This is a genomic window from Vibrio sp. 10N.261.51.A4, assembly GCF_041471945.1.
GTDB lineage: Bacteria > Pseudomonadota > Gammaproteobacteria > Enterobacterales > Vibrionaceae > Vibrio > Vibrio crassostreae_C.
The window spans coordinates 21,722-45,590 of the sequence record NZ_JBFRPJ010000037.1; the positions used below are offsets into that span (position 1 = coordinate 21,722).

Here is a 23,869-nt window from a genome sequence, read left to right on the forward strand (position 1 = left end):
ATCAATCCATGACTGCTTACACTCTGCGCTTTTTGAAAGCGTGCCAGCCAGCGCTGAGAATTGTTTTTACCACCACGCTTAATGCGCTAAGTTTAGGGTCAGCATTCTTGCCAGAGGCAATGCGCCACATTTGATGTTCATACCAAACCAGCCCGACCATCGCCATCTTGTCTAATGCGGGCTTTCCTGTGGTTGGCACCGTTAGTGGCATGCCGTGGCTAGGGTCTTCAATTAACTTGTTAGGGAAATCAGGATCAACCGCCATTGTGCGCGCAATACCAATAAAATCGGTCGCCGAGGTGTTTAATGCTTCATTCATTGCTTGCGCGGTTCGAAAACCACCCGTGACCACCAGCGGTGTACTCACGAGTTTTCTCGCCTTAACCATGTAATCCATAAAATACGCTTCACGTTTTACTGTGCTGGACTTGATTGATTCAGCTTTGCTCTTTGAACCCATCATTGATGGGCTTTCATAGGTGCCGCCGGAGATCTCAATCAGGTCGATACCGTTATCACTCAGTGTTTGCACAACCTGCATCGACTCTTCTTCAGTGAAGCCACCTTTCATAAAGTCGGCGCTGTTGAGCTTAATTCCGACAGGGAAATCGTCACCGACCTCTTTTCGAATCGCGCGATAAACCTCAAGCACGAAACGAAGTCTGTTTTCGAGTGAGCCACCCCATTTGTCTCGGCGTTGATTGTGTCTCGAAGACAAAAGCTGACTCACGAGATAACCATGAGCACCGTGAATCTGCACGCCAGTAAAGCCTGCTTGTTTTGCGAGCTTTGCACTCAGCGAAAATTTATCAATGATTGCGATTATTTCCGTCTCAGTCAGAGCTCGTGGCGTATTGAAACCTTTTTCTAATCCACGCTCTAAAGAGATAGCCGAAGGAGCAACCGGGCTATCACATAAGAATTTAGGGATTTGCTTTCCTGGGTGGTTCAATTGCATCCATATCTGCGAACCATTTTGTGTTCCAGCCTTCGCCCACTCACGAAATACGCTTAAGTCACTTTGCTCATCCAACACAACGTTTTTAGGTTCACCAAGCGCACCTCTATCGACCATCACGTTGCCCGTCATGGATAGGCCAATTCCTCCTTGAGCCCAACGCTGGTAAAGCGTGACTAAACCTTGCTTAGGGTTATGATGTTTATCACCTAGCTGTTCACTCATTGCCGATTTGAACAGGCGATTTTTGATCACTTGGCCATTAGGAAGAGAAAAAGGGTCGTTGAGGCAGATCGGATTCATGCGCGTGGTTACTTTCTTTGGTTTATATATTCAGTCCAGTATGCCCTATTTTATCCGACAGTTCTGAGCATTTGGTGCCTATTTCGAAGCAAGTTTCACTCAATAATAAAATGCCAGCGGCATAGCAGCTGGCATTAATCGATTATAAATAGAATCTCAAAAACTGGGCTGACGCTGCTGAAATATGTCAACCAGAAAGGCTCTAATGCCCTTTACGCTCATGGTAATTGTCGTTATTGTGATTCTCTACGCCATCATCACAAGGACTGTCTGAGAGTTATGAACAGCACGATTGAAACTATTCTGGGGCACCGCTCCATTCGTCAATATACAAATCAACCGATTGAAAAAGCACAACTTGATGTGATTATTCAGGCTGGTCTCGCGGCTTCGTCATCGAGCTTACTGCAGGCTGTTTCTATCGTGAGAGTGACAAACAAAGAGAAGCGTAAACTGCTAGCCGAATACGCAGGCAATCAAGCTTACGTGGAGAACGCGGCTGAGTTTTTGGTGTTCTGTATCGACTATCAACGCCACGCTCAAATCAACCCTGAAGTGAAAACCGACTTTACTGAACTGACCCTGATTGGCGCTGTCGATTCTGGCATCATGGCGCAAAACTGCATGTTGGCTGCTGAGTCTCTAGGTTTAGGTGGCGTGTACATTGGCGGGCTGCGTAACAGCGCACAACAAGTCGATGAACTGTTAGAACTACCACAACATACCGCCGTGTTGTTTGGGATGTGCTTAGGTCATCCGGCACAGCAACCAGAGGTCAAGCCTCGCCTTCCAGCTCACGTGGTGATGCACGAAAACCAATACCAACCGCTGAGCCTAGATGACATTGCCAGCTACGATGATTCGATGCAAAGCTACTACGCAAGCCGTTCAAGCAACCAAAAACAGAGCAGTTGGTCACAGCAGATCACGCAAAAGCTGTCTGGCGAATCTCGCCCGCATATCCTGCCTTACTTGAACAGCAAGCAGCTGACCAAGCGTTAAGCCGTTAAGCCGTTAAGCCGTTAAGCCATTAAGCCGTTAAGAGCTTGCAACAAACCACAGCAAACAGCAGTACAAACAAAAATGTCAGCGTAATATACGCTGACATTTTTATTTATCCGGAGGCGGCTAGCTTACAGATATTTCTCAATCGGTAACAACTGTAGGAAGCCTGACTGCATTCGTTCCCATTGACCAGTGTCAGGTTCGCTGTCCCAACGTTGATCGCCTGAATACCAATACACATCACCGTCTTCCAATTCCAAGCGCCAGCTATTATCTTCACTCATTGCTTGCTCAATAGTGTCTGCTAACGTTTCAGCAATCTCTTTATTTTCGATGATCAAAACCGATTCAGTATTGAGGTAGGTAGAGCGCAAGTTGAAGTTAAATGAGCCGATGCTCGCGATGCTGCGGTCGAATACGACTGATTTAGCGTGCAAGCCATAGGCTGTCTCAGGCGCACATTTAGACGCGTCTTGAGTCGATGCTTCACACAACTTAGATTCTGGTTTTAGCTCAAACAGATCGATGCCATGCTCCAACATATCGTAACGTCTGCCCGCATAAGCAGAATGATTAGTCACCAGATCATTAGAGGCCATAGAGTTAGTTACCGCTTTTATCTCAACGCCCTTATTGTTCAACACTTGCCACTCTTCAAGCTGACCATCATCGAATACAAGGTAAGCCGATTCCAATAAGATCTCTTGTTTCGATTCACTCGCTAACTTACCTAGAAGAATCGCGGTCGCTTTCGGTTCATCGGTATTGTCTAAATCATCAGGAACAGGCTGATCGTAAACAAAACGCGCATTCACCCATGCCATCTCACCAATCACCTCTTTCAGCAAACTATCAGCAGCCTTACGATCTAGTGGCAATTCCGGGTAATTTTGATAATGCGGAACGACAATATTATCTATCTTCGAGAGATCAGGTTGCTCGTCATCACCCAGCATATCGACAGGGTAAGACCAACGGCTGTTCCAGTATTCAACAAAACTGGTTTGGATGGTGTTAACTACCGAGCCCATGACTAATACATCGCGGTCTCGGAAATTGATTTCATCAGAAAGGTCGAAGTATTCATCACCAATATTACGTCCACCCACCACAGACAAAGTACCATCGACGGTAAACGACTTATTGTGCATACGGCGATTTAAACGAGAAAAGTCGCCGACAAAGCTCAGCCATTTACTGAAACCGCGGCGTGTTGGTGTTGGGTTGAAGATACGAATCTCGACGTTCGGGTGTGCATCCAGTGCCGACAGCAACCCTTCACGTTCGTTGAGGTTGATATCATCCAGCATTACGCGAACCTTCACACCGCGCTCGGCCGCTGCTAATAAACGGCTAGCGAGATAGCTGCCCGATTCGTCAGAGTTCCAGATGTAATATTGAATGTCGATGGTGTGCTCGGCACTTTCGACCAGCGCTAATCGCTGTGCCAAGGCATCCCAACCAGACTCTTGCAGACGAACCGCAGTGGTGCCTTGCTCTAAAGCTTCAGGCTGAAATTCATTGGTTAGAACCGATAAAGAACTAGGTGCAGGAGAGGTTGGCGGTTCTGTTGGATGATCGATGCCTTCAGGAAGTGAAGAACACCCACCTAAAACGGCGATTAAGATTAACGTTAAACTGATGCGTTGGAGCACAGGCATGTATCTGACTTCCTTTTCACGATGGCGTCTTTAGAAACTTTCCGTACAGCTTTTCAATGAACAAGCTATTCCGATCTATTCATTGATTATTACTGCTAAAGCCTGAAATTTATAGGTAATTATCCAGTATAAATTTAAAGGTCGGTAAATTGGCCCACAAATCACTTAAGTTGGGTGAGTGCCAAACAGTATAAACTCAGCGGCTTTTCGACCATGTCAATGGTGAGCTCTATTCGGTCTGGGTGATGCTTCACCATTGTTTGGAGATCTAGTTTCACCGCTTGATTTCACACTAACAGGCGTGTCGACTTACTTATATGAGATTGTGCAAACGCATTACTTACGTAAGCGCTAAAGCTGTTGTTGATCTAAGGGCATGTAAGGATCAACACCGAAAACATTGTTCACGCTACGTACCCTTTATCGTCTCTCATTCTTGATGGTAGCTGGATATTATGAAGCTCTTGGTCGATCGCACTGGTGAACAGCTTTTAGAAATTCTGGAAGAGTCAGGAGATAAACTAACAGTTCAATTCATTAGTAATGAAGGCAATCGAATAGGTAAACCATTCCAAGATAGCTTGAGTGGATTATTCCTCGCGGGTTGGAAGCCTCGCACGACCTCAACTGCAAGACCCTAAAGTCAGCTTTGCGCTACACCAACTCTACCCGCTCGGCCGAGATGTAAAGTTACCTTCTGGAGATATCGCCACAATCGCGAGTTACGCCAATACCCATGCCGATGGCTACTATATGTCTGTGCGCCTCAACGATGAATTAACCCGACTCAAGATTACACCCGATTGGGAACTGCAACCTTCCACTCAAAGATTGGCTCTGCCTTATTACCCAGCCCCAAGAACTAAAGAAGAGCTCGACAACATTGACGATTTTGATGCGTGGGCGGGCGGCTTCTAAATACTCCTCACCTACGCCTAGTAGCACATAATACCCAAGTTATTATCAATTATTTTTTGACAATAATTCAAATGTAGCACTGTTTATCGTTTCAAATATTCCCACTATTATTTATCCATCGACACAGACTGCAGCTCAATGAACAAAGAGTGGCACTGTAAACACAGACAAATCACCATTTCGGTGAAAAACAATATAGGTACCAACATGACTCAACTAACTATCGTCGCAAACATCGTCGCTAACGAAGACAAAATTGAATTGGTTAAAGCAGAGCTGCTAAAGCTGATTGATATTACTCGCGCTGAAGAAGGCTGCATCAACTACGACCTTCACCAAGACAATGAAAACCCAGCACATTTCACTTTCTACGAAAACTGGACATCACGTGAACTTTGGCAAACACACATGGGTAATACTCACCTTGCTGAATACATGGCAGCAACCGAAGGCAGTGTTACGTCATTTACACTTAACGAGATGACTAAGATCGCTTAAGTACAGTTTCTGTAGTCTGTTACTAGAAAGCACACTGACAAGCTATCGAGTTCGATTTGGAAGCCCCGCTGCACGTCAGCGGGGCTTTTTCATTTATGCGGATATCGTCAGCTGCCTTAGTTAGAGCTTCAAACGGGGCAGAATAAAGTCGATAAACGCCGAGATACGTTTAGAGACCGATGACGACTTGTAGTAAACCGCATTCACTCGCTCTCGGTCTGTGTTGGCAAGTTTGTCTTGTTCCAGAATAGGGATTAGGCGACCCGCAGCCATATCTTCCTGCACCATAAACCCCGATAAACAAGCTATCCCATTTCCAGCTAGTGCTAGTTGACGCACGGTTTCACCATTACTGGCTGTCACAGTAGGCGCGACATCACTTTGGTTTGGCAAAGGCCAATGGTTAAGCACTTTGTTACCCGCAAATCCCACAACTTGATGCGAACTCAAATCTTCAGGTTTGGTGGGCAACCCACGCTTAGCGAGATAACCAGGTGACGCCACAATATGGAGTAAGCTTTTACCTAACGGTCGAGCGTGCAGTGTTGAATCGGACAGCTTACCGATTCGAATCGCAACATCAGTTCTCTTTTCGAGAAGATCAACGAAGCCTTCGTTGGAAGTGAGTTCCAACTCAATGTCTGGGTAAGCCTCTTTGAATGACTGCACCAACGGCACTAGTTGGTGAAATACGAATGGACTGGCGGCATCGACTCTTAAACGACCTTTTGGCAACTCACCGCGCGACACGATTTCTTCTTCCGCGCTCTGAATCATCTGTAATCCCACCCTGACTGAATCGACAAACTGCCGTCCTTCCTCCGTCAATTCCACGCGTCTCGTTGTTCGGTTGAATATTGAGACGCCGAGTTGTAACTCAACCTTACTCACCGAGCGAGACACCTTGGCGACCTGCACATCCAGCGCCTCTGCCGCCGCAGAAAAACCACCAGCATCGACAACGGTGAGTACCATTTCTAAATCATCTGAACGGGTTAACATGAGGCTCCTTCGCTATCTTCATTTTGTTTAATGTCATCTCGCTTGTGCTCATCACAGCTCAAATCACGGTGTCTTTTCGATCTCATCAGCTTAATCCAATGATCGGCTAACCCTCCAATTATTGCAAATATCACAAAGGTTATTTGTTAATGATGGCATTTTTCACAAATATATTTTGCTAGATAATCCTCGCCATCAAACGAAGCGCTCCTATTGCAGTCACAAGCTGCCCCATTTTATCGCGCTCGGTACTTAACAAAGAACAGTAAGAGAGATGATTATGCCACTAGCATTACTTGCATTGACGCTCAGCGCCTTTGCCATCGGAACCACAGAATTTGTCATCGTAGGCTTGATTCCTACCATGGCGAGCGACTTGAATGTATCTCTGCCATCAGCAGGCCTATTAGTCAGTTTATACGCGCTTGGCGTTGCTATTGGCGCACCAGTCTTAACGGCATTAACCGGCAAATGGAATCGTAAAGCGGTGTTGCTGACCGTGATGGCATTGTTTGTCATTGGTAACTTATTGGCGTGGCAAGCTCCAGGCTATAACACGCTGATCGCCGCACGAATTTTGACTGGCCTTGCCCATGGTGTGTTCTTCTCGATTGGATCGACCATCGCGACAGGTTTGGTTTCAAAAGATAAAGCAGCCAGTGCCATTGCGATCATGTTTACGGGTTTAACGGTTGCATTGGTAACTGGAGTACCACTGGGCACTTATATCGGCCAAACCTTTGGCTGGCAAGCGACCTTCTTGATCGTTGCTCTGCTTGGCCTTATTGCTCTTATCGGTAGTGCTATCTTGGTTCCAAGCAACCTTAAGCAACCACCTGCGGCGAAGATTTCGGCACAACTAAAGGTTCTAACTCAACCACGCTTACTGTTGGTTTACGCTATCACAGCACTAGGTTATGGCGGTACGTTCACAGCGTTTACGTTCCTTGCTCCAATACTGGAAAATGTATCAGGGTTTGATTCGAGCTCTATCAGTCTCATCATGTTGGTTTACGGTGTGTCAGTGGCGGTAGGTAACATCTGGGGCGGAAAAATGGCCGACAAGATGGGCCCGATTAAAGCGTTGACCGTTATCTTCTCTGGTTTAGCCGCAGTACTGGTGGTATTCAACTTTACCGTAGTAAACCCTTACGCAGCTGTTGCTACCATTTTGGTTTGGGGTGCATTCGCATTCGGTAACGTTCCAGGACTACAAGTGTATGTTGTGAAACTGGCTGAGAAATACACACCAGACGCCGTCGATGTCGCTTCTGGATTGAACATTGCAGCCTTCAACGTCGGTATTGCATTAGGCTCATGGGGCGGTGGTTTGATTGTCGCGAAATCTGGATTAATGAACACCCCTTGGGTAGGTGCTGTGATCGTTTTGATCGCTCTTGTTCTGACTCGATTCAGTGGTGCGTTAGATAAGAAGCAAGCACAACAAGCTGTTCCATCTAGCATCTAGCATCTAGCATCTAGCAAGAATAGAAAAAACAAAGCCCGAACCTAGGTTCGGGCTTTATCAATTCAATCTGATTATTACTCGTTATCGATCGCTTTCAGCACTTTACATGGATTACCGACTGCAACCACATTGGCTGGGATGTCTTTGGTTACGACACTGCCCGCGCCAATCACGCTGTTTTCGCCAATGGTGACACCGGGGCAGATAATTACACCACCGCCAAGCCAAACATTGTTGCCAACATTAATCGGTGTGCCAAACTCAACGCCTTCTTCTACACGGCCTTTCACATCGAGTGGGTGACCTGCAGTCAGGATTTGAACGTTCGGACCAAGCAGCACATTATCGCCAATAGTCACTTCAGCCACATCCAAAATCACGCAGTTAAAGTTAGCGTAGAAGTTCTTGCCTAGCTTGATGTTCGAGCCGTAGTCACAACGAAATGGAGGTTCTAAATGCGCATTTTCACAGTCCGGAATGAGCTCTTGCGTTGCTGCTTCCCATTCAGATGTGCCAGGAATACTGTTATTGAGTTTTTGAAGCACCTTGCGACATTCGATACGAGCTGCATAAAGCTCTTTATCCCAAGCCTGATAAGGTTCACCTGCTAGCATTTTTTGTTTTTCTGTTTTCACGTTACTTACCTGTTCTCACATCAATTAGCTATTTTCATATTACTTATCTAGCTTCACATTACTTAACTAATGGTGGTCAATTCATCGACCAAAAACGCAATATCGCACATCTAAATAACAGTGAATAAGGAGTGTTTGAGCTTGGTTTAAGAGATGCGCATCTCGTCACTTTTTGTAGGTAAAATATGAAATTCGAACAGTGCTAATTTAGCTTCGCTATCGAATCACGTAACACCAAACTACCAGTGGTATTGATGGTGGTCGCTTGCTCTGTTTCACCGACAATTTGCAGGATCGCCTTTTGCGTCATTTGCTCTAATGGCACACTCACAGACGTTAAGCTTGGCGTTAAAAACGCCCCCACTTTGCTGTTATCAAAGCCGACGATCGAAACATCTTGAGGCAATGAGTACCCAAGTTCGGTTAACGCCTTAATCGCACCAATCGCCATATCATCGTTTTCAGACAAGATAGCAGTGAATGTGGTTCTGCTTTTTGCCAAAGCCTGAGCCGCGTGATAACCGCTCTCCATCGTCCAATCACCTTGAACAACGTTGGACTCATCCAATGCAACACCATGTTTAGTTAACACATCTTGATAGGCTTGGTAACGCAGCTCATCGGTCGAAGAACCGGCTTTACCACGAATCACTGCAATATCGGTATGACCCTGCTCGATGATGTGTTCAACCATCAAACAAGCGCTCTGATAATGGTCGGTGGTAATAGCATGATTGGGCTTCGACGGCATTTCTCGGTTGAGTACCAGAATCGGAGTGTCAGTGCTTTCGATGATCTGAGCTATCTCGCTTTCGGTTAAACATTGCGGATAGATGATGATGCCCGCGCACTTCATATCCAGCAGGAAATTGATCGCCTTTCTTTCGTCTTCAGCGCTGTGTTTGCCATCGGTGATCACCAATTGGTGATTCGACTTTTCGCTATAAGAAGCCGCGTGATACATCAAGGAAGAGAAGTAAGGGCCATTGAACAACTCATTGGTAATTACAAAGCCGATGAAATTGGTCTTCTTGGTCGCCAATTGCTGAGCCAACAAGTTCGGTCGATAACCTGTTTCTTGAATCGCATCAAATACCTTTTTCACCACATCTGGGCGCACGATGTTCTTGCCATTTAAGACACGAGAAACGGTCGATTTAGATACGCCTGCGCGGTTTGCGACATCAAGCATGGTTACCATTCGCTTCTTTTCCTTTATAAAAAATTAGCCGACATAGGCCGACTAATTCATTGCAAAATGACAGCTCACAGTTCACATAACTGCGCTGGGGAATGCATTCTAAATAGTGGCACCGTTAGATGCAATCACACATTTATACCACTCGAAAGACTTCTTGCGCTTGCGTTCTAGTGAGCCAGATTGATCGTTGTGCTTATCTACGTAAATGAATCCGTAGCGTTTTTTCATCTCGCCCGTGGTGAACGAAACTAAATCGATACAGCCCCAAGGGGTATAGCCCATCAAATCAACACCATCAATCGAAACGGCTTTTTTCATCTCTTTGATGTGGTCGCCAAGGTAAGCAATGCGGTAATCGTCATTAATGCTGCCATCTTCTTCAATGGTATCAACCGCGCCAAAACCGTTCTCAACGATGAACAATGGCACTTCATAACGTTCATACAGAGACGATAAACAGAAACGCAAACCCGTCGGATCAATTGGCCAGCCCCAATCGCTAGACTGGATGAACGGATTATCGACCGAATTTTCATGACCGCCGTCCATCGCTTCTTCTGTAGATTGGTGAGAAGAAGAATCCAAGGTATTCGACATGTAGTAGCTAAAGCCTAAGTAATCAGCCTTACCTTCTTTTAGGATCTGCTCATCTTCAGGCTGCATCTCAATGTTGAAGCCTTTGATTGCCCAGTCACGCGTAGCGTAATTTGGGTAATGACCGCGAACCATCACATCTGAGAAGAAGTAACGGTCACGCATCGCTTGTTGTGCCACCATAATGTCTTCCGGTTTAGAAGAACGAGGATAGAAAGGCACCATCGCACACATTGCGCCGATTTGAAGATCTGGATTGATCTCGTGACCTTTCTTAACCACCAAAGCACTTGCAACAAACTGATGGTGAACCGCTTGATACATCGCCTCTTGCGGCTTTTCGCATTGTGGAAACTTCACGCCTGAGCATAACCAACCGAAGATGTCTGCCGAGGTGTTCATCTGGTTGTTGATCTCGTTAAACGTCATCCAGTATTTCACTTTGTGTTGGTATCGTTCCATCACTGCAGTTGAATACTTAACGAAGAAGTCGATCACTTTGCGGTTCATCCAGCCGCCATATTCCTTAGCTAGATGGTAAGGCATTTCAAAGTGGCTCAGTGTTACCACAGGCTGAATGTCGTATTTCAACAGCTCGTCAAACAGATCATCGTAAAACGCTAAACCCGCTTCACACGGTTCAGCTTCATCGCCATTTGGGAAGATACGCGTCCACGCGATACTGGTACGGAAACACTTAAAGCCCATCTCAGCGAATAACTTAATGTCTTCTTTGTAGCGATGGTAGAAATCCACTGCGACTTGGTTAGGATAGTTTTCGCCATCAATCACGCCATCGGTGATTCGACGTTGTACACCATGAGCGCCCGCTGTTAATACATCAACAACACTGACACCTTTACCATTCGCATCCCAGCCGCCTTCTAGTTGATGCGCTGCTACTGCACCGCCCCATAAAAAATCGTTCGAAAATTCGTTGTTCATACCATTACTCACTACAAGTTATTCGTGAAAAAGATCAGAATTTGAGCTGCAATTACAACTCTGAAATCGATTTCAATAAAAGCAAAGATACAGATTGAAACCGGTTTCAGCAACAGTTAAAAGATCTTTTTTGATCAATCTAAAGACTAATCAACAGTCAGCATTACGATCAATGCTGTTCAAAATACTGATCATGCAGTGATTTGCCAGATTGGTCTTGAGTGCCAGGGTAGAACTGAACGAGTGTCTGATCGGCTAAAGTGAGGTGAATCCAACCCTCTTTGACTTTCAGCCAATTGGTACCGTTGGTCTCATAGACGGCAGGAAACTTGCCCCAGCCAGACTCTGATACCTGCAGCTCTTGAAATAGGTTAATCGGGGCTAGCTTATTGCTGTCGAAGTTTGCGTCGGCATAGACAGATAAAGGCTCGATGGCATCGTTTGGCTTAAACGTATAACAGCTCACAGAGGCTGAAGTGCGATCAAACCACTGGTAAGGTTGTGCACCGATTAAATCGTAGACCGTGCAATCATTGAATTGAATCGCCCACTCTTGGTGAGCTTTAAAACCGAGGTAACCTATGGGTTGTGATGGTTCAGGCTTTGAGTCCGCCTCCTGCTCATACACCGGTTCTGAGGTAGCACATCCCATAAGCCCAAGACTAAAAAGGAAAGTCACAGCAAGCTTCATCATTGTCATACCTCAGTTCCGTTAGTAGATGAGTAACTCAATTAAGTCTCTACATTAAACGGTAAGTTCCAAACGATTACCATCCGGATCGAGTACACAGCTCTCATAATAGCCATCGCCTGTTCTTCTTGGGCCATCTAAGCGCTCATAGCCGTCTTCGACCAAGTGTTGAGTCAGTTGATCGACCGCCTGTTCCGAACCTAATGATATCGCCATGTGAATGAAGCCTGTGAACTGGTCATAGATGTAGTCTTTCGATTCAGGGACAGAGTCCATTTCCATAATCTCTAAACGACTTCCCGTATCAAACGAGAGGAAGTATGAAGAAAACCCTTTAGTTGGGTTGTGATATTTTGAGTTCAATGTCGCGCCGAAATAATCTTCATAAAATCGCTTCAGTACTTCGAGTTGTTTGGTCCAAATTGCGATGTGTTCAATCTTCATTTTGTTTGCCTAAGTTTGATGTCTAACGCTAGATTACTCATCAAATAAGGAACAATAAACAGAACGAAATTCATCGAAATTGTTCCTGATTAACGGGCTCGATTTTATGTCCATAACTGCACAGTATTGGCATCTATGTTTGTGTAATAGTTATCTTTCCTCCATAGTCAGGTTTTACACAATCTGAGATTCAAACTGTGAGCTTTTTAAAACTGATACTACTTGCGGCTATATGGGGAGGCTCGTTTCTTTTCATGAGAATGGCCGCCAATCCATTAGGGCCCGCAGTCTTAATTGAAGCGCGAGTTCTGTTTGCAGCACTTACTCTGCTTTTAGTTTCTTTCTATTTAAAAAAGAAGCTCTCTTTTCATGATCACGCAAAACACTTCTTCATTCTCGGCCTGTTTAACACCACACTTCCTTTTTTGCTTTTCGCTTATGCCGCGCAGACACTTAACGCCTCGACACTCGCCATCTTGAACTCTACCGCGCCAATATGGGCGGCAATCATTGGTGCAATATGGACCAAAACAGCACTCGAGGCGAAAGTTCTATTGGGACTTGGGATTGGGGTAACAGGAGTTGGCGTGTTAGTCGGTTGGGATGCGATGAACATTGGCCGTGAGGCTATGCTTCCTATCTTTGCAGCAGTGATGGCGGCCTTTAGCTACGGAATAGCGTCAAACTATACCAAACAAGCCCCTAAAGTTGAGGCATTCAACAATGCTCATGGCAGCATGTGGACTGCGGTATTGCTGGTTTTGCCGTTTGTATTCTTTATTCCGATGAGAGAAACACCCGACGTTACGATCACTACATCGGTTGTCTTATTAGGCGCGGTATGTACTGGGTTAGCGTATCTACTTTACTTCAATCTCGTCTCTGAACTCGGCGCACCTTCAGCCCTGTCCGTGACCTTCATCATTCCGGTATTTGGTATTCTATGGGGTAACTTATTCTTAGATGAAGCAATTGGCATCAATACGATTGTTGGTTCAATTCTGGTTATCACCGGCACCATGTTGGTGACAGGAATGACGCCTTCTAAGATGATAGAGAGCGCCAAACAGAAACGAGCAGCAAGAGCGGCTCGTTAATCAGCCATATATTGCTGAATCTTGTTTCTCAGCCACTGATGAGCAGGGTTCAAATCGGTTCTTTTATGCCAAATCATGTATTGCTGCATAGGTAAGATTTCAAACGGCTGATCAAGGACTTGAAGCTGGAAGGATTCGGAAAATTGATTGGCAAAACCACGCGATGTACTGCCGACACAATCTGAGCCCGATACCAGCACACACATGGTCATCAGCGAGTCACACTCGGCACTCACTTTTCTCTGTTTCAGTGGCGACTTGGTAAAATAATCTGCCGTGTATAAACGGGTTCGACGCATTCTAAAAGTAACATGCTTTTCGTTGTAATATTGCTCTTGCGTCACAGAGCCATTGATTCTCGGATGCCCCTTTCGAGCTATCAGCACCAACTCATCTTCAATCATCGGCTGCTTCATGTAGCCGTTAACTTGCGGGTAATGGATATCAATCGCTAAATCAGCTTGTTGCATGCTCAAGCCTTGCAATAATTCTTCTTCGTTGTTCGGCACCATATTGAATTCAATCGAGATATTGCCCAACGTCTCATCTTGCTCGACGAGAGGTTGAAGCTTGGTTAATCCAATCTCATTCACCAGGATACGAAACACATGATGCTGCTGATTATCAAATGTCTTTAAAGTGCTTACTGCGCTGCTTATCCCTTCTAGAGCAGGCTCTACTCGGTCTGCCAATTGCACCGCAGCGTTAGTCGGAATAATCCCACGCCCTTCACGAATAAACAGGTCTGTATCAAGCTGAGATTGCAATCGCTTCAATGCCCCACTAACCCCAGGCTGAGTCATACCAAGCGATTCTGATGCAAGCGTGATCGACTTTAATCGATACACTTCTAAGAACACGCTCAATAGATTTAAATCCAACTTTTCCACGTCGCTCACCGTTACTCTCCCTGTCAATGTAGTCTTAATCAATCATAGGTCAGGATTCGTCTTCGTCGCCCAACCATTGCATGATTCAATACATAGCCAATCGTGATGTATTAAATAAAGCTTACTTTATTTTTTGCTATATGTCTTATTCCTATAATCGCCTCAACGAAACAAAATTCTGAAATGAAGAGGCTCTTATGACGACTTCACGCACGTTCAAAAATGCATCACTGTTCCTAACTATCTCGCTCGTATTCCCTGCAGTTGCAGCTAACCATGACCACGCACACTTCAGCGAAATTGGCGACCAAGGTGGCAAAAGCGCAACCGAGATGACGACTAAGGCAAACCAAGAGTTCGCAAAAACACTTAACTTTGCCGACACTCGCGCTTTCGACAATAACAACAAGGGTCTTATTGCTAGCTTCGACCAAGAGACGGGCGACATCATTCGCAATAGCTTTAACTTTATCGACCCAAGTGTGACGAATGCAGACCAAGCACCAGATTCAGTAAACCCTTCACTGTGGCGCCAAGCGGTATTGAACCAAGCAGCAGAAGGCTTATATGAAGTTGTTCCGGGTAAAGTTTACCAAGTTCGAGGCGCGGATTTAGCGTCTATCTCTTTCATTCGTAGTGACAACGGTTGGATCGCTTATGACGTACTTCTTACCAAAGAAGCGGCCGCTAAATCTCTAAAATTCTTCAAAAACAATGTGCCTGATGGCGGTGAACTGCCAGTCGTTGCAATGATTTACTCTCACTCGCATGCTGATCACTTTGGTGGCGCAAGAGCAATCAAAGACGCATGCCCAGATGTAAAAGTGTACGGTTCGAAAAACATTACTAAAGAAATCGTCGACGAAAACGTATTGGCGGGTAATGCAATGTCTCGTCGTACCGCATATCAATATGGCGCTACCCTGAACCGACACGAACACGGTATTGTGGATGCGGCACTGTCGAAAGGCCTATCAACCGGTAGCATTACTTACGTACTGCCAGACTACGAGCTGAACCATAACGAAGAGATTGAAACTCTGGTTATTGACGGCCTAGAAATGCAATTCATGGATGCTTCAGGTACCGAAGCGGCCTCTGAAATGGTGACGTATATTCCAAGCATGAAAGCACTTTGGACTGGCGAGCTGACTTACCAAGGCATGCATAACCTGTACACGCTGCGTGGCGCTAAAGTACGTGACGGCTTGAAATGGTCTAAGAAGATCAACGAGATGTTAGTCACTTGGGGTGAAGATACTGAGGTGCTGTTTGCGTCTCACTCATCGCCAATCTGGGGCGAACAAGAGATCTCTGATTACCTAAAAATGCAGCGTGACGCTTACGGTTTTACTCATAACCAAACGCTTCGCTTAGCCAATAACGGTGTGGTTCTACAAGACATCGGGGACGAGATTTACAAGGTCATGCCAGACAGCATTCAACAGTCTTGGCACACCAACGGTTACCACGGTACTTACTCTCACAACGCCCGCGCGGTGTACAACATGTATCTTGGTTACTTCGACATGAACCCAGCTAACCTAAATCCACTACCAATCAAGCCAGAGTCAGTGAAGTTTGTTGAATACATGGGCGGCAGCGACGCTGTGATTGAAAAAGCGCAGCAAGACTTCCAAGAAGGTGAATATCGCTTCGTTGCAACAGCACTGAATAAGGTGATTCAAGCAGAACCAGAGAACAAAGTTGCACGTGGCTTATTGGCAGATACATACGAGCAGTTGGGTTATCAATCAGAAGGTGCAGGTTGGAGAAACATCTACCTAACCGGCGCTCAAGAGCTTCGCATTGGCACACAACCGGGCGCACCAAAAACTGCATCTCCGGATGTGTTAGCGAACATGACCATTGAGAACTTGTTGGATTACTTAGCAGTTAAAGTGGATTCGCTAAAAGCACAAGAAACACCATTTACGTTGAATATTCAGCTACCAGACGTGCAAGAGTTCTACTACGTTGAGATGTCTAACGGTAACCTGAACAACATTCAAGTGAACGAGCTGCAAGACGCCGATACCACACTGATCATCAATAAGTCTGACGTGTCTGACATCGTGCTTAAGAAAACAAGCCTTGGAAAACTGTTAGAAGACGGACAAGCAGGCGTGAAAGGTGATAAGACATCACTTAACAAACTGCTGTCTTCACTGACAGAAGCTGACACCTCTTTTGAGATTGTACCGCGCCCAAGTAAAGGCGAAGAAGTTGATGCAGAGCTATACCAAGATTCAGCGGTACACGCTCATTAAACGCCGGATACACTAAATAAAAACAACAGCAGTTAGCTAGAAAAACGTTCTATAAAGAACATAAAAACAAGCCCCTCCCTTTTGGTTGGGGCTTTCTTATTTGTTCTCAATATATGCTTCTGAATCGCTATTGAGTTTGCCCGTTTACGTCGCAATCCCAATAAGAAGGTGAACCATAATATTGAACAAAGTAATCGATAAATACGCGCACCTTTGGTGCAAGTAACTGAGCACTCGGGTATACCGCCCAGATAGCCGCCTCATCCTTTAAAGGGTAATCCGGCAACACCTCAACCAGCGAACCTTCCGCGAGCTGCTTGTATGCTATCCAACTCGCGCACATGGCAATGCCCAAGCCATCGACACATACATCCCTTACCGCTTCACCGTGATCGACGCGGATAGCACCTAGGCTCTCTTCGAGTTTTCCGATATGAATACTGGCTACCGGAGGTGACAACCCAAGCTCTTGTCCTGCTTGACCTATATTGTGCGTAGACGCGAGTCGCACAAACAATTTTAGATGTTCAATGTTCATCAATAATGGCTAGCCTGCGCTGAGTACACGCTGCTTATTGGCCGCAGCGGCACGGGGAATAATGTGAGTTTTAATATAGGCATTAAGCTTAAACCATGCAAAAGCGCCCGCTAAAACATTGGCGACTGTCGCAGCAATAACCGCATTGACCATGTCTCCGGTTATCGAGCCGATCCATAAAGCGGGAATGTAGAAAACAAACAAGCGTAGGAAAGAGACATTCAAAGCTTTACGCGGCACACCCAAGGCATTAAAGACCGACGCAACCAACATGCAAAGCCCAAGCGGCCCATAGCTGAACGGTATAAATAACAAGGTCACTTCAAACCAGCTGCGTATGCTTTGTTCTTCCGAGATAACAGGAATAATCCAGCCACTAAACAGCGCCAACAATGTTGCCATCACGGTGTGGAAAACCAATAAGAACTTCGCTGTTGTATTCAATAGCTCAGGGATTTTGCATCGCTGCTGCGCCCCTAGGTAACGACCAATCATAGGCGGGATAGACATCGTCAGAGCAAGAGAAAACACCAGCATAAAACTTTCAACACGGGCGAGTAAGCTCCAAAAAGCCATCTCATCGGTTCCGATTCTCGCAATCAATAGCATTGAGAAGAACGCGCTGACCGCAGGTAATATCTGATTCGCAGTGGTTGGCATTACCGTCTTGAATAACTCAAAACTGTAGCCTTTGATTCGGTTACTGCACGCGCCATTGAAGCCAAACCAACCTTTGCCGCGAGACTTGATTAGCATGTAGATTGCGCCGAAAGCGTAGCCAATGCTCGATGCGATCGCCGCCCCTGCGATGCCCATATCCAATCCAAAGATCAGAATAGGGTCGAGAATTAGGTTAATCACGCTAGCAGCCAAGAACATGCTTCCGGTTGTTTTGGTATCGCCATTGGCACGATAAACGCAGGTGGCCAGATAAAGCACCGCCACCATCAATGCACTGAACAACCACAGTGGCCAGTACACATTAAAAATAGACAGCATGGATTGGTATTGAGCGTCAGAGACATCATTCACAAACGACGCAAAAACAGAATCGCTAAAAACAATCAGCCCTATGCAGATCAAAGCAATCACCAACACTCCAAATCCAACCGACAGCGTCGCAATTGAAGTAGATTTACGTTGTTCTTTTGCCCCTACCGCTTGAGAAATAATGGACGTTGCCGCCACACCGATGCCCACTTGAACCCCGGTAAACGCCGCTTGAAATGGCAAGGTGATACCGTGAACCGCCAATTCATTCACCCCTAGCTGACCAATAAAGATCGAATCGACCAATTGAACCATCATGATCGCAAACACACCCAGCGTCAGTGGCAGCGTTTTCTCAATAATGGTTTTCAAAGTCGCGGATCTCATCTGCATAAGTCGGTTCACTCTTGTCTGTACCTTGGGGCTAATTACCTAGTTGAGCAGTATACGAAGCTAAATGAAAAGGATAAGAGCGCCAGACAAGGAATGAGTTTTTAGATTTCGTTGACAATCGAATTAGCAAGATACCTTCAACGTTAAAGTATCCATCTAAGACACTGAATAAATTGAAATTATCAAACGCGCCAACACTCTTAATAATTCGTTAATAGTGTTTCGTTTAATGGTTAATTGTTGGTTCGAACATTCCTCGCTAGCCTGAATTTAGGTCGCATTCACACTGAATAGGCTGAAATGAAATCTCTCAGAAGGAATATGGAAATGGTATATCAAGGTTATACAACGTTTAAAGCTCAAGCCGAGGATGGGATTCTTACCGTCACTTTTGACTTCGGTACTGTGAATGTTCAAGGGCAAGAGACTTTGATGCTGACGAAGCCGAAGCACTCAAAGCGGAAGCTTATTGGTTGTATCAAGCTACGAGCAAAACCCCTGCGGTTAAGCGCTTCCAAATTGCCGATGAGCAAGGCCTAGAGCACGATATGGAAAACCAACGTAACTGGGAAACTCTGGTTATGAACGTTCAAGACATCAAATAACTCGGTCACTTCTCTTAATTTGGGTCAGTCACAAACTGACCCATTGTCTTACTTAATCGTTAAACGCCAACGGTTAACCACCAAGTGTTAAAATGGTCATTATTTGCCCCATAGACTCACATTTGAGTCTTCAGCTTGTGAGCCAAATGCAACTATGTGTCATTAATCTTTGTTATAACGTTGTTCAAACTATTTTTTGAAGGACGGAATATGCAAAAAATAATTCTGATCACAGGTGCCACGGATGGCATTGGTTTAGAGACCGCAAAAGCACTAACGCAGCAAGGGCACCATGTTCTAATTCATGGCCGCAACCCAGCTAAGGTCAATAAAGTCGTGACCGCTCTGTCTCGCCTGTCTAAGAATGCAATCATCGAAAGCTACATCGCAGACCTATCGACGCTCTCTGAAGTTGAGGCGCTCGCAACCCAAATCAAAAGCGATCACAAACGACTCGATATACTCATTAACAACGCAGGTGTGTATAAAGTGTCGGACATCACCACTCCAGACAATCTTGATGTGCGTTTTGTCGTAAACACCATTGCGCCGTATCTACTGACACAAAAGCTGCTTCCTCTTTTTGATGCGACAGGTCGTATCGTCAACCTATCTTCAGCAGCCCAAGCACCCGTAGATCTAGATGCATTAATCAGTCCGAATGCGGGCGAACTTGATGGTCCGGTTTACGCGCAAAGTAAGCTGGCGCTAACGATGTGGTCCATCGAATTAGCCAATACTCTTTTAGACAAAGGCACCGCAATTATCCCTGTAAACCCAGCTTCTTTCCTTGGTAGTAAATTAGTGAAAGATGCTTATGGCGTTGATGGCAACGACCTTGCGATTGGAGCCGATATTCTTTGTCGTGCTGCGCTCAGTGATGAGTTTGCCAACGCTTCTGGTCAATATTTTGATAATGATTCTGGGTTGTTCAAAGACCCGCACGCCGACGCATTAGACAACACTAAGAACCACAAGCTGGTGACAGTGCTTAATCAATTACTCGAAGAAAAGCTGTGCGTTACGCACTGATCATTCATTAGTAAAAAACGACCACTAACACTCCCCCCCACCACCACACACAATCCAAGCCGCAGTTCTATCTATACAGACAAAGAACTGCGCGCTCTTTCGATTATTAAGATTTCTTTAATACTGATTCCCCGCTTTGCCCAATTATCACCCAAGATGCAGATTGCTAAACTTGCCCCCGTCGAAACAACACAGGCTACGGCCGAGGAGCATTTATGCGTTTTGAAGGTAAAGTTTATCGTCCTTGGATGGAATCAGAGAGCGTACTCATCCAGACAACATTGGGGTGCAGTAATAACCAGTGTACCTTCTGCACGATGTTTGATGATAAGCGTTTCAAAGTAAGAGACATCAAAGACATCTTTGAAGATATTGATGCGGCGAGAAAAATCTACCCACATGTTGAATCAATCTTTTTGGTCGATGGTAACGTGATGGCGATTAGAACCGAGATACTGATTTCGATTCTGGATTACATCAAGATCACCTTCCCAGAGATCAAGAACATCTCTCTGTATTCAGGGTTTAATGACTTCCGTCGTAAGAGCTTGTCTGAATTAAAAGAGATTAAGTCGGCAGGTTTAAGCATGGCTTATTCAGGCTTGGAGTCCGGTGACCCAATTGTGCTTGAACGCATTCAAAAGCGCATGACGCGTGAGCATGCAATTGAAGGTATGAACCTAGCCCGTGAAGCAGACATCAAGGTACTGGCTTCTTTCATCTTTGGCCTTGGCGGCAAAGAGCGTTCTGTCGAGCATGCGATTAATACCACCAGCTTGCTGAACATCATGCAGCCAGATGCGATTGCACCGATGGCTTTAGCCGTTCAACCGGGATCGGTATTGGAAAAAGAAGTAAACCGTGGCGAGTTTGTTTTACCAACGCCATTGCAGATTCTGGAAGAAGAAAAATACTTGCTCGAAAACCTAGAAGATTTCGATTGCTACTACTGGGGTGACCACGGCAATAACATCTCACCAATGCGTGGCATGTTGCCTCAGGCTCGTAAGCCGTTTCTTGATAAGATAAATCAAGACATCGCGCATAACCCAATCACTAAGCAAAACGTCATTAAAACCTTTGCTTGGTAACGAGTAACCTCTACATCGTTTGAAGCAGCCACAAAAAGGGCCAGTGTCAGCTGGCCCTTTCATTTTCTAGCTATGTATCTCTCTATCGAACTATCTGGAGCCGACCGCTCGGACTAATTCTGCGATTCCATCCCAATCACCCTTGTCCATTTTGTCTGTCGGTACCATCCAAGTTCCACCGCAGGCAACGACTGATTTCAGTGCTAAGTAAGACTCAACGTTCGCTGGGCTTACACCGCCTGTAGGCATAAAGTTAACCGGGTAAACAGCCGTCAACGCTTTCAACATTGCGACACCGCCAGATGGCTCGGCAGGGAAGAACTTTAGTGTCTTAAGCCCCATTTCCATTGCTTGTTCAACCAAGCTTGGGTTACTCACTCCAGGAACAATCGTAACCCCTCTTTGCTGACAGTATTTGACTGTGGTTGGATTCAAACCTGGGCTGACAATGAAATCAACACCCGCATTAATGGCAGTATCCACCTGCTCTGTAGTCAGCACAGTACCTGCGCCAATCAGTAACTCAGGGTAGGCTTCACGCATCAAACGAATCGACTCTGCTGCCGCTTCTGTACGAAATGTCACTTCAGCACAAGGCAAACCATTCTCAACCAATACTTTCGCAAGCGGCACAGCCTGAGCAACGTCATTAATGGCGATCACCGGAACGATGCGAATATCTCTGAGTCGCTGTTCAATTGTTTTCATTGTTCATTTCTCTCATTATCAAACAGACAAATTAAGCCAAGTCGCTGCCGTTGCTTGCGATCACTTTTTTGTACCAGTGGAATGACTTTTTAGGAATACGATTTAACGTACCATTGCCTAGGTTGTCTCTGTCCACGTAGATAAACCCATAGCGCTTGCTCATCTCTCCGGTCGACGCCGCAACAAGATCGATACAACCCCAAGGTGTGTAACCCATCAATGGTACACCGTCTTCCATTGCTTCATGCATCGCAACAATGTGCTGACGAAGGTAATCAATGCGTTAATCAGCTCTTACAACGATATGTTAAGCGCTCACCAGCCGTATCAACACTATCCAGATCAGATCAAAAAGGCGTTAGCTAAGTTCGGCCACACCTCTCAAGTAGCGGGCTGTGTTCCCGCGATGTGCGATGGGGTAACTCAAGGCCAACCAGGCATGGATATGTCTTTGTTTTCAAGGGACTTGATTGCTCAATCGACCGCTCTTTCACTGAGTCACAACGTGTTTGATTCAACCCTATTGCTTGGCATTTGCGACAAGATAGCTCCAGGACAACTGATGGGCGCGCTCTCTTTTGCGCATCTACCAACTGCCTTTGTTCCGGCAGGCTTGATGGCAACGGGCATCAGCAATGATGAGAAAGTACACATTCGCCAAGAGTACGCGGCTGGCAAGGTAGGAAAAAGTGCCTTGCTGGACATGGAGTGCAACGCTTATCACTCAGCGGGCACCTGCACTTTTTACGGCACAGCCAATACCAATCAGCTGGTATTTGAAGCGATGGGGCTGACGCTTCCGGGCTCAGCGTTTGTTCACCCTGACTCTGAATTGCGCGCATCACTCACTCAGCATGCCGCCATTGAAATTGCTTCAATGACACCACAAGCCGCAAACTTCCGCCCACTTTCTGAAGTCTTTACCGCTAAAAGCTTAATCAATGGCATTGTTGCCCTACTCGCATCAGGTGGCAGTACCAACCACAGCATTCACATGGTCGCGGTAGCACGCGCAGCAGGATTTATTCTGACTTGGCAAGACATCAGCGATCTATCCGATGTGGTGCCTTTACTTGCTCGAGTTTATCCCAACGGCCCAGCAGATATGAATGCGTTCCAAGCGGCAGGAGGAGTTCCCGCGCTGTTACGCCGTTTAGATCAAGCCAACTTACTGCACCGAGATGTCACACCTACCTTTGGCTCGTTTGAAGATCAAATGAGTATTCCAGAGCTTGAAAATGGAAAGCTAACGTGGAAAAAATGCAAACAGTCGGCAGATGCAGAGGTAATTGCAGGCCAAGAACAGGTATTCCAAAGCACAGGCGGAACGCGAGTCCTTTCAGGGAACCTTGGCAACGCAGTGATTAAAGTGTCAGCGGTTGCAGAAGAGCAACGTGTAATAGAAGCACCTGCGGTAGTTTTTGATTGCCAACATAAGGTAGAAGCTGCGTATCAACGAGGTGAGCTCAACAAAGATTGCATTGTTGTGGTGATAAATAATGGACCAGCTGCGAACGGTATGCCTGAACTGCATAAGCTCATGCCGATTCTAGGTAATGTTCAGAAACAAGGGTTTAAAGTGGCTCTGGTTACTGATGGGCGCCTTTCTGGAGCCTCAGGAAAGATCCCATCCGCGATTCATGTCTCACCAGAGGCCATTCGAGGAGGAACTATTGGGCTTGTTTGCGAAGGCGATATCCTGCGCTTAGATTGCGCGAGTGGCGAACTCAATAACCTCAACGACATGCAATCTCGCCAAGCGAAGGTATTTGAGGCAGACGCCAACCAGCAAACCATGGGGCGCAACCTATTTAGCGTGATGCGCCAAAGCGTTTCGAGTGCAGAACAAGGGGCGAGTTTTATCGTCTAGCTGTGTCATTACTTAAATGTAAAAGCAAAAGGGGCATCATTTCGATGCCCCTTTCAGTTTCC

At 45.9% G+C, this 23,869-nt stretch carries 19 protein-coding genes and 4 pseudogenes; 10 read left to right on the forward strand and 13 right to left on the reverse strand.

The window, feature by feature from the left end; genetic code table 11:
- Nucleotides 1–16 precede the first annotated feature (16 nt).
- Nucleotides 17–1,261 carry an NADH:flavin oxidoreductase/NADH oxidase family protein gene (locus AB4384_RS09650; protein WP_372129385.1) on the reverse strand — a complete coding sequence of 415 codons (1,245 nt, stop codon included), beginning with the start codon at nt 1,259–1,261 and terminating at the stop codon, nt 17–19.
- A gap of 279 nt (nt 1,262–1,540) precedes the next feature.
- Here AB4384_RS09650 and nfsA point away from each other — a divergent pair, with 279 nt between their 5' ends.
- The gene (gene nfsA / locus AB4384_RS09655) at nt 1,541–2,263 is read left to right on the forward strand and encodes an oxygen-insensitive NADPH nitroreductase (protein ID WP_017066969.1); all 723 of its coding nucleotides are present in this window, start codon (nt 1,541–1,543) and stop codon (nt 2,261–2,263) included.
- Between the two features lie 131 nt (nt 2,264–2,394).
- On the opposite strand, the gene AB4384_RS09660 is transcribed toward nfsA, so the two are convergent.
- Nucleotides 2,395–3,927 (reverse strand): phospholipase D family protein, encoded by a 1,533-nt coding sequence (locus AB4384_RS09660; protein WP_372129386.1) that lies wholly within the window; start codon nt 3,925–3,927, stop codon nt 2,395–2,397.
- Between the two features lie 455 nt (nt 3,928–4,382).
- Between AB4384_RS09660 and AB4384_RS09665 the strand changes: the two are divergent.
- Both AB4384_RS09665 and AB4384_RS09670 read left to right on the forward strand, forming a co-directional pair.
- Nucleotides 4,383–4,845: pseudogene (locus tag AB4384_RS09665) on the forward strand (hypothetical protein).
- A gap of 207 nt (nt 4,846–5,052) precedes the next feature.
- Nucleotides 5,053–5,343: a putative quinol monooxygenase gene (locus AB4384_RS09670; RefSeq protein WP_017062386.1), complete on the forward strand. Its 291-nt coding sequence runs from the start codon at nt 5,053–5,055 to the stop codon at nt 5,341–5,343.
- 120 nt (nt 5,344–5,463) lie between these two features.
- On the opposite strand, the gene AB4384_RS09675 is transcribed toward AB4384_RS09670, so the two are convergent.
- A complete protein-coding gene (locus tag AB4384_RS09675; protein ID WP_102320704.1) occupies nt 5,464–6,345 on the reverse strand; it encodes a LysR family transcriptional regulator in 882 nt (293 codons plus the stop codon).
- Between the two features lie 280 nt (nt 6,346–6,625).
- Here AB4384_RS09675 and AB4384_RS09680 point away from each other — a divergent pair, with 280 nt between their 5' ends.
- Nucleotides 6,626–7,813 (forward strand): MFS transporter, encoded by a 1,188-nt coding sequence (locus AB4384_RS09680; RefSeq protein WP_372129389.1) that lies wholly within the window; start codon nt 6,626–6,628, stop codon nt 7,811–7,813.
- Nucleotides 7,814–7,887: 74 nt separating this feature from the next.
- Here AB4384_RS09680 and AB4384_RS09685 read toward each other — a convergent pair whose 3' ends face one another.
- From AB4384_RS09685 to AB4384_RS09705, 5 genes are all read right to left on the reverse strand, one after another.
- Nucleotides 7,888–8,448, reverse strand: a complete 561-nt coding sequence (locus AB4384_RS09685; RefSeq protein ID WP_017064028.1) for a sugar O-acetyltransferase — start codon at nt 8,446–8,448, stop codon at nt 7,888–7,890.
- 202 nt (nt 8,449–8,650) lie between these two features.
- Nucleotides 8,651–9,649, reverse strand: coding sequence for a LacI family DNA-binding transcriptional regulator (locus tag AB4384_RS09690; RefSeq protein ID WP_017064029.1), 999 nt, complete (start codon nt 9,647–9,649; stop codon nt 8,651–8,653).
- Nucleotides 9,650–9,748: 99 nt separating this feature from the next.
- Nucleotides 9,749–11,188 carry a 6-phospho-beta-glucosidase gene (locus tag AB4384_RS09695; RefSeq protein ID WP_372129390.1) on the reverse strand — a complete coding sequence of 480 codons (1,440 nt, stop codon included), beginning with the start codon at nt 11,186–11,188 and terminating at the stop codon, nt 9,749–9,751.
- Nucleotides 11,189–11,357: 169 nt separating this feature from the next.
- Complete coding sequence (locus AB4384_RS09700; RefSeq protein WP_029235182.1) at nt 11,358–11,882, reverse strand: hypothetical protein; 525 nt, start codon at nt 11,880–11,882, stop codon at nt 11,358–11,360.
- Between the two features lie 51 nt (nt 11,883–11,933).
- Nucleotides 11,934–12,323, reverse strand: coding sequence for a VOC family protein (locus AB4384_RS09705; RefSeq protein ID WP_372129391.1), 390 nt, complete (start codon nt 12,321–12,323; stop codon nt 11,934–11,936).
- A gap of 197 nt (nt 12,324–12,520) precedes the next feature.
- Between AB4384_RS09705 and AB4384_RS09710 the strand changes: the two genes are divergently transcribed.
- A complete protein-coding gene (locus AB4384_RS09710) occupies nt 12,521–13,420 on the forward strand; it encodes a DMT family transporter (RefSeq protein WP_372116725.1) in 900 nt (299 codons plus the stop codon).
- Here AB4384_RS09710 and AB4384_RS09715 read toward each other — a convergent pair.
- Nucleotides 13,417–14,319, reverse strand: coding sequence for a LysR family transcriptional regulator (locus AB4384_RS09715; RefSeq protein ID WP_372129392.1), 903 nt, complete (start codon nt 14,317–14,319; stop codon nt 13,417–13,419). The genes AB4384_RS09710 and AB4384_RS09715 overlap by 4 nt on opposite strands.
- A 188-nt stretch (nt 14,320–14,507) precedes the next feature.
- On the opposite strand from AB4384_RS09715, the gene AB4384_RS09720 reads away from it, so the two are divergent.
- The gene (locus AB4384_RS09720) at nt 14,508–16,580 is read left to right on the forward strand and encodes an alkyl/aryl-sulfatase (protein ID WP_372129393.1); all 2,073 of its coding nucleotides are present in this window, start codon (nt 14,508–14,510) and stop codon (nt 16,578–16,580) included.
- A 127-nt stretch (nt 16,581–16,707) separates the two neighbouring features.
- On the opposite strand, the gene AB4384_RS09725 is transcribed toward AB4384_RS09720, so the two are convergent.
- Together AB4384_RS09725 and AB4384_RS09730 are read right to left on the reverse strand one after the other, a co-directional pair.
- A complete protein-coding gene (locus AB4384_RS09725; RefSeq protein WP_017059460.1) occupies nt 16,708–17,118 on the reverse strand; it encodes a LysR family transcriptional regulator in 411 nt (136 codons plus the stop codon).
- Between the two features lie 9 nt (nt 17,119–17,127).
- Complete coding sequence (locus AB4384_RS09730; RefSeq protein ID WP_017064035.1) at nt 17,128–18,501, reverse strand: MATE family efflux transporter; 1,374 nt, start codon at nt 18,499–18,501, stop codon at nt 17,128–17,130.
- Nucleotides 18,502–18,947: 446 nt separating this feature from the next.
- Here AB4384_RS09730 and AB4384_RS09735 point away from each other — a divergent pair.
- The 3 genes and pseudogenes from AB4384_RS09735 to AB4384_RS09745 form a co-directional block, all read left to right on the forward strand.
- Nucleotides 18,948–19,106: pseudogene (locus tag AB4384_RS09735) on the forward strand (enoyl-CoA hydratase/isomerase family protein); the annotation flags it as partial.
- Between the two features lie 210 nt (nt 19,107–19,316).
- Nucleotides 19,317–20,138 (forward strand): SDR family NAD(P)-dependent oxidoreductase, encoded by an 822-nt coding sequence (locus tag AB4384_RS09740; RefSeq protein WP_102320416.1) that lies wholly within the window; start codon nt 19,317–19,319, stop codon nt 20,136–20,138.
- Nucleotides 20,139–20,353: 215 nt separating this feature from the next.
- Nucleotides 20,354–21,229, forward strand: a complete 876-nt coding sequence (locus AB4384_RS09745; protein WP_372129394.1) for a radical SAM protein — start codon at nt 20,354–20,356, stop codon at nt 21,227–21,229.
- Nucleotides 21,230–21,319: 90 nt separating this feature from the next.
- Here the strand turns inward: AB4384_RS09745 and AB4384_RS09750 are convergent, their stop codons facing one another.
- Together AB4384_RS09750 and AB4384_RS09755 are read right to left on the reverse strand one after the other, a co-directional pair.
- Nucleotides 21,320–21,937, reverse strand: coding sequence for a bifunctional 4-hydroxy-2-oxoglutarate aldolase/2-dehydro-3-deoxy-phosphogluconate aldolase (locus tag AB4384_RS09750; RefSeq protein ID WP_065583747.1), 618 nt, complete (start codon nt 21,935–21,937; stop codon nt 21,320–21,322).
- A 31-nt stretch (nt 21,938–21,968) separates the two neighbouring features.
- A pseudogene (locus AB4384_RS09755) lies at nt 21,969–22,220 on the reverse strand (family 1 glycosylhydrolase); the annotation flags it as partial.
- Here AB4384_RS09755 and edd point away from each other — a divergent pair.
- Nucleotides 22,212–23,807 (forward strand): annotated as a pseudogene (gene edd, locus AB4384_RS09760) (phosphogluconate dehydratase); the annotation flags it as partial. The pseudogenes AB4384_RS09755 and edd overlap by 9 nt on opposite strands.
- Between the last annotated feature and the right edge of the window lie 62 nt (nt 23,808–23,869).